This window comes from Rhodococcus sp. KRD175 (assembly GCF_017168275.1).
Lineage (GTDB): Bacteria > Actinomycetota > Actinomycetes > Mycobacteriales > Mycobacteriaceae > Rhodococcoides > Rhodococcoides fascians.
Window position 1 is genome coordinate 95,281 of the sequence record NZ_JABFAQ010000025.1, and the last position, 10,697, is coordinate 105,977.

At 65.3% G+C, this 10,697-nt stretch carries 6 protein-coding genes; 1 reads left to right on the top strand and 5 read right to left on the bottom strand.

Going from position 1 to position 10,697, the window contains the following annotated elements:
* Positions 1–16: 16 nt before the first annotated feature.
* Positions 17–5,875 carry a non-ribosomal peptide synthetase gene (locus tag J1M81_RS24150; protein ID WP_206499001.1) on the top strand — a complete coding sequence of 1,953 codons (5,859 nt, stop codon included), beginning with the start codon at positions 17–19 and terminating at the stop codon, positions 5,873–5,875.
* A gap of 70 nt (positions 5,876–5,945) precedes the next feature.
* On the opposite strand, the gene J1M81_RS24155 is transcribed toward J1M81_RS24150, so the two are convergent.
* The 5 genes from J1M81_RS24155 to J1M81_RS24175 all read right to left on the bottom strand — a co-directional run bounded on the left by J1M81_RS24155 (position 5,946) and on the right by J1M81_RS24175 (position 10,656).
* Positions 5,946–6,881, bottom strand: coding sequence for a triacylglycerol lipase (locus tag J1M81_RS24155; protein ID WP_032365693.1), 936 nt, complete (start codon positions 6,879–6,881; stop codon positions 5,946–5,948).
* Positions 6,882–7,029: 148 nt separating this feature from the next.
* Positions 7,030–7,884 carry a glycosyltransferase family 2 protein gene (locus J1M81_RS24160; RefSeq protein ID WP_176458062.1) on the bottom strand — a complete coding sequence of 285 codons (855 nt, stop codon included), beginning with the start codon at positions 7,882–7,884 and terminating at the stop codon, positions 7,030–7,032.
* Between the two features lie 81 nt (positions 7,885–7,965).
* Positions 7,966–8,820: an ABC transporter permease gene (locus J1M81_RS24165; protein ID WP_032365640.1), complete on the bottom strand. Its 855-nt coding sequence runs from the start codon at positions 8,818–8,820 to the stop codon at positions 7,966–7,968.
* A gap of 10 nt (positions 8,821–8,830) precedes the next feature.
* Positions 8,831–9,688, bottom strand: a complete 858-nt coding sequence (locus J1M81_RS24170) for an ABC transporter permease (RefSeq protein ID WP_032365639.1) — start codon at positions 9,686–9,688, stop codon at positions 8,831–8,833.
* Positions 9,685–10,656 (bottom strand): daunorubicin resistance protein DrrA family ABC transporter ATP-binding protein, encoded by a 972-nt coding sequence (locus J1M81_RS24175; protein ID WP_027496305.1) that lies wholly within the window; start codon positions 10,654–10,656, stop codon positions 9,685–9,687. Before J1M81_RS24175 ends, J1M81_RS24170 begins: the two co-directional genes overlap by 4 nt.
* Positions 10,657–10,697: the final 41 nt, after the last annotated feature.

Here is a 10,697-nt window from a genome sequence, read left to right on the forward strand (position 1 = left end):
AGGAGTCATAGTTCAGATGAGTTCGGATGGATCGACCGGCACACCGTCCGAGTCGGGCGGCCGAGTGGGTGGACGGTCGAGCCGCCCCAGGCCTACCCGTGCACGACCCACCCGACAGCGACCGGCCCGTACGGTCGCGCTGCCGACTCTGCTCGCCGCGGCGGTGGAAAAGAACCCGGACGGTATAGCGGTGGAGTGCGGCACCCGGTCGCTCACCTATCGGGAGATCGACTCCCGGTCGTCCGGGCTGGCCCGGCTGCTCATCGAACGCGGGGTCGGCCCCGAGGATTTCGTGGCACTGGCACTGACCCGTTCGATCGAATCTGTCACGGCCGTGTGGGCCGTGGCGAAGACCGGTGCTGCATTCGTGCCCATCGACCCCAACTACCCAGCCGCCCGCATCACGCACATGGTGAACGACTCCGGCGTGCGAATGGGTGTCACTGCAACACAATTCGAAGAATCGATGCCGACGTCGGTGTCGTGGATCAGCCTCGACTCGTCCGACACCGAAGGTGCACTCCAGGGGTTGTCCGACGATCCCGTCGTGGCGGACGACCGACGGGCACCGATTCGCCCGTCCACGCTCGCGTACGTCATCTACACCTCCGGCTCGACCGGTCTGCCGAAGGGCGTCGCCGTCTCCCACGCCGGGCTGGCACCGCTGACCTCCACTCAGGTCGAGATCTACGGGCTGGACTCCTATTCGCGCACACTGCATTTCGCGTCCCCCAGCTTCGATGCGTCCGTGCTGGAGCTACTGATGGCTGTGGGCGCAGGTTCGACGATGGTCATCGTCCCGCCCGGCGTCTACGGCGGTTCCGATCTGGGTGACATGCTCCGCAGCCACCGCGTCAGCCATGCGTTCATCACCCCGGCGGCGCTGGCCTCACTCGATCCGGCAGAGGTGCCCGACATGCGAGTGCTCGCGATCGGCGGCGAGGCCTTCACCTCGGAACTGATGTCGAAGTGGGCACCGGGCAGACGTTTTCACAACGTCTACGGCCCCACCGAAGCGTCGATGGTGTGCAACATCTCGCCGCCCTTGAACGCGGGCGAAGCCGTGCTGCTCGGGCCGTCCACCAAGGACATGGGCTACCACGTGCTCGACGACCGTTTGCGGCAGGTGCCCGCCGGGGTGCCGGGGGAGCTGTATCTGACCGGTGCCGGCCTTGCGCGGGGATACCATCGACGATTCGCGCTGACCGCAGCGCGTTTTGTCGCCAATCCGTATGCAACCGAGGGTAACTCGGAGCAGAGCCGACTGTACCGCACCGGTGACCTGGTGCGCTGGCGGGAAGTGGCGTCCGGACGGGCCATCGAATACCTGGGCCGCAACGACTTTCAGGTCCAGATCCGAGGCTTCAGAATCGAACTCGGTGAAATCGACGCCGTTCTCACCGCGCAGGACGGGGTCGATTTCGCGGTGACCCTCGGTCACCGCAGTCCCACCGGCGCAACCGTTCTCGCAGCGTACGTACTGCCGGTGGCAGGGACCGACGTCGACCCGGACCGGGTGCTGGACGAGGCCGGGCGGAGTCTGCCTGCGCACATGGTGCCTTCGGTGATCACAAGGATCGATTCGATCCCGCTGACTCCCACCGGCAAGCTGGACCGAGACGCACTGCCGGAACCGGTGTTCGAGGCCGCGGAGTTCCGGTCCCCGTCGACCCCTACGGAACATGTGGTGGCCGATATCTTCGTCGAGCTGCTCGGGGTCGAACGGGTCGGCCTGGACGACGACTTCTTCGCGCTCGGGGGTAACTCCCTGATCGCCACACAGCTTGCGGCTCGATTGGGTTCGGCTCTGGGCGTCCATGTTCCGGCGCGCTCGGTGTTCGAGTCCTCCACCGTCGAGGCCTTGGCGCAGGCCGCCGATTCGGCGGACGGTCCGGTTCGAGCTGCGCTCGACACGTCGAGGCAGCGGCCCGAGCGCATCCCGCTCTCGTCCGCACAGCAGCGCATGTGGTTTCTCAACCGCCTCGACACCGACTCCGCCCTCAACAACGTGCCGGTCGCTCTGTTGCTGCGCGGAGAACTCGATGTCGACGCGCTGCAGGCTGCCGTGGGGGACGTGGTCGGTCGACACGAATCGTTGCGCACCGTGTACCCGGAGATCGACGGTGTCGGGTACCAACAGGTGCGGGACGAGGCCGAGACGCACGTCGGGATGGACGTGGTCCGCATCGCTCGTGACGACGCGCTCGCTGCGGTCACACAGTTCTTCACCCGGGGATTCGACGTCACCGTCGAGATCCCGTTTCGTGTCCGGCTGTTCCACATCACGGACCCCGCCGGTGCAGCACCGGAGTACGTGCTGGCCTTCGTTGCACACCACATCTCGGCGGACGGGCTCTCGATGGCCCCGCTGTCCCGCGACGTCATGACTGCGTACCTCGCGCGGCACGGCGGATCGGCACCGCAGTGGGCACCGCTGCCGGTCCAGTACGTCGACTACACACTCTGGCAACTCGACATGCTCGGCTCCGAATCGGATCCGAAGTCGGTGGCCCGCAAGCAGATCGACTATTGGCGTCGCACGCTCGACGGCCTCCCCGAGCAGTTGGATCTGCCCTCCGACCGGCCGCGCCCGCGGGTCGCAACGGGACAGGGGGCGGTGACGGCGTTCGAGATCGACGCTGCACTGCACACCCGCGTACTCGAGTGTGCACGCGAGCACGACGCCACCGCGTTCATGGTGGTGCACGCAGCGTTGGCGGTGCTGCTGGCCACGTTGTCCGGGACGTCCGACATCGCCGTGGGAGCACCGGTGGGTGGTCGCGGCGACGCACGGTTGGACGACCTGGTGGGCATGTTCGTCAACACGGTGGTCCTGCGAACGCAGATCGCTCGAGACGCCTCGTTCGGTGCGGTACTCGATGCCGTACGTACCTCCGACCTGGAGGCATTCGACAATGTGGACGTACCCTTCGAGCGTCTTGTCGAGGTACTCGATCCGGTGCGTTCACAAGGGCGGCATCCGCTGGTCCAGGTAGCGCTGTTCTTCCAGAACTTCTCCCAGGGATCGTTCGAGCTCCCCGATCTGGGCGTCGAGGCATTCGGGTCCGGGGCGGCGTCGGCAAAGTTCGATCTCCAGGTGACGCTCACCGAACTCAACGACGGCGCAGGTCTGGCCGGCGAGCTGATGTCCGCGACGGATCTGTTCGACGAGTCGACGGTGGCGTCGTTCGGGCGACGGTTGGTGGCTGTACTCGAAGCGGTGACCGCGCGTCCGGATGTCGTGGTCGGTGATATCGACGTTCTCGATTCGGCCGAGCGTGAACGAATCATGGTGCGCGGCAACGGCGGCGAGGTGGCCATCGAATCCGCCGAGGTGTTGTTGGACGGCTTCGATCGCGTGGTGGCCGACACGCCCGACGCGGTTGCGGTGGTGTTCGGCGAACGGTCGCTGACGTATCGGGAGTTCTCGGCTCGGGTGGACGCGACTGCGCAGCTGTTGCAGGAGCACGGTGCCGGGCCAGGGGTTCTGGTGGGGCTCGCGATGCGGCGGTCCGTCGAGTTGGTCGTCGGCATGTATGCGGTGCTGCGATCGGGGGCGGCATACGTTCCGGTGGATCCGGATCAGCCGACCGAACGTAACGACTACATTCTCGACACGGCCGCTCCGGTGGTCGTGTTGTCGACGGCCAGAGATGGTTTCGTCACGGCGACCGCTGTTCCGGTCGTCGACATCACCGATCCGCCTGAGCCGTCCGGGTCGGTGGTGTTTCCGCGCGCCGCCGGGGACGACCTGGCGTACGTGTTGTTCACGTCCGGGTCGACCGGTCGTCCGAAGGGCGTGGCGATCGAACACCGGGCCATCGTCAACCAGATGGCTTGGATGGCGCAGGAATACGGTCTCGATGCGTCGGATGTGTACTTGCAGAAGACGGCGACGACGTTCGATGTCTCGCTGTGGGGTTTCTTCCTGCCGCTGCGAACCGGCGGTCGGTTGATCGTTGCGGCCCCGGGCGCGCAGCGTGACGTCGAGGCGGTCGCCGCCGATATCGCGCGGCACGGGGTGACCGTGACGGACTTCGTGCCGTCGATGCTGACGGTGTTCGTCGAAGCGGTGGCGGCGCAGTCGATCGCGTCGCTGCGGCATGTTTTCGTCATCGGTGAGGCTCTGCCCGCGGGTACCGTCGATGCCTGGCGGGCAGTGTCGGATGCGCGGGTGCACAACCTGTACGGGCCTACCGAGGCGGCGGTCAGCGTCACTTATCGCGATGTCTCCGAGGACGGGGCGGGGTCCGGATCGGCGTCCATCGGTGTGCCCGAGTGGAACACCTCGGTGCACGTGCTGGATTCGCGTCTGCATCCGGTACCGGCGGGCGTTCCGGGGGAGTTGTACTTGGCGGGTGTGCAGTTGGCGCGGGGTTACGTTGCGCGGCCGGACCTGTCGGCGGAGCGGTTCGTGGCGAACCCGTTCGACGGCGTGGGGACGCGGATGTACCGGACCGGTGATCTGGTGCGGTGGTCGATGGATGCCGATCGGCTCGAGTACATCGGTCGCACCGATTTTCAGGTCAAGTTCCGTGGGCAGCGAATCGAGTTGGGAGAGATCGAGACTGCGCTGACGGCGCGGTCGTCGGTGAGTCAGGCTGTCGTCGTGGTGTCGCACTCGGCGGTCGGTGAGTCGTTGGTGGCGTACCTGGTTCCTACTCCCGGTACCGACATCGATGTCGAGCTCGTTCGGGCGGAGGCAATTTCTGCGCTGCCGTCCTACATGGTTCCGTCGGCCTTCGTGGTGCTCGACGCTCTACCGCTCAACGCTGCGGGAAAGCTGGATCGTCGGGCGCTGCCGAGTCCGGAGTTCGAGACCCGCGAGTTCAGGTCGCCGCAGACACCGGTGGAGGAAGCTGTTGCCGGTGTGTTCGCGGACGTTCTGGGAGTCGAACGCGTGGGACTCGACGACGACTTCTTCTCGCTCGGCGGCAACTCGCTGCTGGCCGTCAAGTTGGTCTCCGCGCTGAAGGGGGCCCTCGGTGGTCGGCCTGTTCCTCTGAACTGGTTGTTCGTGGACGCGTCCGTTGCCTCCCTTGCGGCACGGATCACTGCTGCCACGGCATCGGGAGTCGACGGAGCGGAAGCAAGCGGGCTCGAGGTCCTGGTACCTCTACGGGTAGGCGGTTCTTCGGCCCCGCTGTTCTGTATCCACCCCATCGTGGGTCTGTCCTGGGCCTTCGGTGCCCTGGCGTCACACATCGGCGACGACCGTCCGATCTACGGATTGCAGTCGCCCGCGCTGTCCGGTGCAGAACCTGTGCCGCAGTCGATAGAACAGTGGGCTGCGGTATTCGTGGACAAGATTCGCGCCGTGCAACCGTCGGGCCCGTATCACTTGCTGGGGTGGTCCATGGGCGGACTGATCGCGCATGCGATGGCCGTGCAACTGCAACGTGAGGGCCACGAGGTCTCGACGTTGGCCATGATGGACTCGTTCGTTGCGGGTGGGTCGGACCACCTCGTCGACAGGCCGGTATCGGCGGACGAGATTCTCGGCGGGCTGGGTGTCGGTGCGGACAACCACCTCGAGATCGCTGAACTCACGGTCGACTCCGTGGCCGAACTGTTGAAGTCGATGCCGGCACCTTTCGACTCGATTTCCCGCGAACGGGTCGCCGGGATCCTCGACGGGATCGCACAATCGGCAGAGCTCATCGAAACCTATGTGCCACAGACCTTCACAGGACGAGCGCTGCTGTTCGCATCGGTCACCGACGATCCCACGGGCAACGTGGCGGCGGCGACGTGGCGCGGTGCGCTGAGCGAGGGCGTGACGGTCGTCCCGGTCCATTCGACCCACTGGCAGATGGCGTCGTCGCCGGCATCGACCGAGATCGGGCCTGTGCTGGACGCGGAATTGCACCGGTAGTCCGTTCGGCAACGACGAAGGCCTCACGACATCGTGTCGTGAGGCCTTCGTCGTTGCGTGTGGAGAATGTTCAGCAGGGTGCGGGCGTGGTGGTTGCGTAATCGGGATCGAGTGCGGTCTTCACCATGTACAGGGGAGCGGGATCGGCGACGAGACCGACGTGGGACGTCGTCGCCGTGGGGCACACGTCCTGAACCCAGACGTTGTGCACCATCGCAGGGTCGCCGGACTTGAGGAAGGTGTTCGCGGGCGGTGTCGAGACGGTGTCGTTGCGCGTGGCGATGACGGTGTACTCGACCCCTGGTTCGACGTCTCCGCCTTCGTTCAAGCTCGTCAGCGTCGTCGAACCGACGAGTTGCTGGGCACCCGCCATGTTGTATGTCAGGGGGGTGAGTGCGTCGCCGGGCAGGCCGAGCGAGGTGAGCAGTTCGGAGAGCTGCTGCAAACCGCCGAAGGTCGTGCCGTGGTTGGTGGCACCCAGTGTGACCAGTGTGTGCACCTTGTTGCGGGCGGGGTCCTGCGCATCGGTGCCGCCATCGAACTTCATGTACTGCCGAGTGGCGGTGCCACCCTGCGAATGGCCGACCATGTCGACTTGCTCGGCACCGGTCGCCGCGAGTACTTCGTCGACGAAACGGCCGATCTGACGGCCCGACTCAGCGATGTCGCCGGAGCCCCAGATGGTCGTGCCCGGGTCGAGCAGCAGCGATACTCCGCCGTAGTTGGGTGCGAAGACGCAGTAACCCTCGCTCTTCAGCTGCGGTGCCAGGATCTTCCACGTGGACGCATCCATCTTGGTTCCGTGGACGAGCACGACCGGACGGGGATGGGCCGCGCTGGGAACACAGCCGAAGTCGTTGGCACCCTCGAGGGTAGGCGTGGCAGAAACCGAGGTTCCGGTGGGCGAGGGCGCAGCGACCGCCGTGCCCGTCCCGGTGAAGGACAGGGCACCGGCCACCGCGACAGCAATCGCCGTGGGCAATACTCTCGTGAACTTCTTCGGCATGGCCTCTATCTCGTCCGGGGCGTGGGAATCCGCCGCTGTCACCTGCATCTGCGTCACCGACCGTAACAGCCGGACACACAGGCGTAACAGGCGTGCAGGTCAAGGGTGCCGGTCGGGCAGGCCGGTCGGCGAGCCCGTGTGGTGGACATCACCAACCGATGGCTCCGTATCTGATTCCTGCGCGAAGCTCGCCGACCCGGATGACGAACGCACGCAGCCAATGGCCGCGTGACATCCCGGTCAGCGACGTCGGCAGCAGGGGATTGCGCAGCAGCAGCGCCATCCACCAGGACGCGACTCGGCGCACTTTCAGTGCCGGGCACCCCTGAGGCCGGTAGATTCCGCGAAGCTTGGCGAAGCCGAACCCGAGGCGGAAAGACTGGCGCAGGAGAGGGCGTAGCTCGTCACGCAGTCGATACGCCACTACTGCCTCGGTACTGAACCCCAAGGTGTAACCCGCCAGTTGCGCCCGCCAACTGAACTCGACATCCTGGCTTGCTCGGTAGCGGTTGTCCATGCCGCCGAGATCGCTGTAGACCGATGCCCAGCAGGCCATACTCGCGCCGATCGCGAACGGCAGGAAGTCGGTGCGGCCCTGGTTCTCCGGCGCTGTCGTGGGCGTCCACGACAGCGCCCGGACGCTGTTCAGCGTGTCGGTTTCGACCGCAGTACCGACAACATCGAACGACGACGCCTCCTGTACGAGCGTGGTGAGCCACGACGAGTGCACGACATCGTCCGAGTCGCAGAACGCCAACAGATCGCCGGACGCCTCTCGGGCACCGCAGTTGCGTGCGTAACCCGCTCCGGTCTCGCGGGAAGCATCGACCGACCTGAGCCGCAGCCGCTCTCGCAAAGGATGAGTGAGTACGTATTCGCCGAGGTCCCCGCCTCGCGTGTTGTCCGCAACGAGCACCTCGAACGGAAACCCGACATCCTGATCGGCCAGAGCCTGCAACTGTGCGTCCAAGTGCGGATCGAGGCCACCGACAGGAATGATCACCGATACCGACGGATGCTCAGGTCGTGCCCGGTCGACCACAACGAATCCCCCAACGTAGAAATGTCGGCCCGGGCGACGCGATCAGCCCGACGCAGATGCCTTCTTGTACCCCCGAATCGCAGGGTAGAGGAAGATCACGACCATTCCCAGAGACCACGCGAGAGTTTGGAGAATCGGAGTCATGACGGGCCCTCCGAGTGCCAGCGCGCGCATCGCGGAGACCGCAACCGACATCGGCTGCGCTGCAACCACCGGCTGCAGCCAGAGCGGATACGCGAGGACGGGGACGAACCCCGCATTGAAGAACATCAACAACGTGCAGAAGATCGACACCACTTCGACCAGTGGTGCGTCGCCGGCCACCGTGGCGAGGAACGTGACCATGACTGCGAACCCGATACCGAACACGACAGGAATCAGCAGCAACAAGATGCCGGCCTGAATTCCCTGGGTGAACCTGAACCCCAGCGCTACACCGGCACAGATGATGACCACGGTGGTCACGAGCACCCGAACTGCTTCGGCAATCATCCTGCCCAGGAGGCCGGCCGCACGGTGAGTGGGCGTTGTCCAGAACCGAGCCAACAGACCCGACTTTCGTTCGCCCTTGAGGCCGACAGCGCTGACGATGGAACCGAACATGGCTCCGACCAGAGCGATCATCGGCACCTGGCCGTAGATCGCCGGCGATCCGGTGGCCGCGGAGATCGAGTTCCCGAGCACGACACGGAACATGACCAGCATCAACGCGGGGTACAGCAATGCCTGAATCATCGTCGACGGATCGCGCATCCACCGCATCAAAAGTCGTTTGGCCTGGATCAGGCTGTGTGTCCCGAGCGCACGAATCGACCCTTCTCGCAGGGCCATGTTGGGTTCGGGAAAGGTCAGGTTGGATACGCGTGCAGCGTTCACCGACGCTTCTGTCATCGTCATCTCGGACTCGTCATTCTGGTCTCGAGCTCGCCCAGATGGCGAGCGGGACGAAGAACAGGAGCAGGCCGGCCACCCAGGCGAGGGATGGCCACAACACCTGGAAGCTGACTCCGCCCTCGGCCATGTCGCGCATAGCGAACGAGAACTGCGAAATCGGTTGATTGCGAACGAACGGTCGGATGAGTTCCGGGAAGCCGCTTTCGGGAACGAATCCGCACGAGGCCATGCCGAGGATGAGCTGGGGCAGGGTCAACACCTGGCTGGTCGCTTCGGGGCTCTTCGACAGCGTTCCGATTGCGTCGGCACCGATCGACAACGTGGTGCTGATCAGCATGGCGAGCGCGCAGAACAACAGGGCCTGACCGAATCCTGCAGAGAAGCGAAAGCCGATGACGTAGCCGAAACCGAGTGCGGATACGAGCGATACCAGTGAACGGACGACACCGCTCGAGATTCGCGACACCAGCGGGACGCCGCGTACGACGGGCATCGTCTTCAACCGAGAGTTGAGTCCACTCATCGCCTCCGTCGATGCCCTCTGCGCGGCGGAGATGGCGGTGAACGCCATTGCCTGCAGCACGATGATCGGCATCAGAAACTGTGCGTAGTCGATGCCCTGCAGGCCCATCACGAACTTGAGCGGAAGGTAGAAGCCGATTGTGAAGATCAGCGGAGCGATCACCGCGATCAGCAGCTCACCCTGGGTGAGCATCGTCCACAGTGCACGCCCGGTCAGTGCCTGCCACTGCACGAAGCCGGACGGCCGCGTTCGTGACCGGCGTTTGGGCTGTTGCGTCGTCGACCCGGTGGTTGTCCGGGGAGCGGTGACCGCACGCGTATTCGAGACGCCTCGCGTCGTGGCCGTCACGGCGTGGGGCTCGCTTGCGAATGGCCGGTGAGGGTGAGGAAGACGTCGTCGAGCGAGGGGCGGCGCAACGCGATGTCGGCCAGCACGATGCCACGGGCGTCGATACGGCGGAGGATCTCGGACAAGGTTGCGGCACCGTCGGGGGCCGGCACGGACAGGCGGTCGGACGCGGCAGTGATCTCGGCGTGCACCGCCGGAGGGACCATCTCACCCAGCGCCTCGGCCGCTGCTCGTAGCTGACCCGGATCGAGAGGCACCACTTCGCAGTAGCTACCGCCGGTCATGGCCTTGAGCTGATCGGACGTACCTTCGGCGATGACCGTCCCCTTGTCGATGACGATGATGTTGTCGCTCAGTACGTCTGCCTCTTCGAGGTATTGCGTCGTCAGCAACACGGTGATGCCCTGGGCCTTCAGTGCCTCGACCAACGACCACACACCCTGTCGGCTCCGAGGGTCGAGTCCGGTGGTCGGCTCGTCCAGGAACACGACTTCGGGACGCACGACCAGGCCACATGCGATGTCGATACGACGGCGCATGCCACCGGAGTAGCCGCGGACCGGACGCTTGCCGGTATCGGACAGGTCGAATTCGTCGAGCAGGGCCTTGGCGCGAGCCTTGGCAGCCTTCTTGTCCAGACCCATGAGGCGGCCGAACAATTCGATGTTCTCGCGCCCCGAAAGAGTGTCGTCGAGGGCGGCGTACTGACCCGTCATCATGATCGACCGCCGCACCGCGGGAGCGTCGGCAGCAACATCGTGGCCGGCGACGAAGGCCCGGCCGCTGTCGGGCGCGATCAGCGTCGACAGCACTTTCACAGTCGTGGTCTTGCCCGCACCGTTGGGGCCGAGGATGCCGAGTACGGTTCCCCGCTCGGCCGAGAAGCTGATGCCGCGCAGCGCATGCACATCGCCGAAGGACTTGTGCACGTCCTCCACGTGTACGGCTGCGTGCTGAGCTGACGACATCGGATCTCCGAGCTGTGGGGTGAATGGGGCCGGGGCAGTGC

What these genes read in the sequence shown, in the direction of transcription:
- J1M81_RS24150 (WP_206499001.1), top strand. Translation starts at nt 17, where the DNA reads ATGAGTTCGGATGGATCGACCGGCACACCGTCCGAGTCGGGCGGCCGA.
- J1M81_RS24155 (WP_032365693.1), bottom strand. Translation starts at nt 6,881, where the DNA reads ATGCCGAAGAAGTTCACGAGAGTATTGCCCACGGCGATTGCTGTCGCG.
- J1M81_RS24165 (WP_032365640.1), bottom strand. Translation starts at nt 8,820, where the DNA reads ATGACGATGACAGAAGCGTCGGTGAACGCTGCACGCGTATCCAACCTG.
- J1M81_RS24175 (WP_027496305.1), bottom strand. Translation starts at nt 10,656, where the DNA reads ATGTCGTCAGCTCAGCACGCAGCCGTACACGTGGAGGACGTGCACAAG.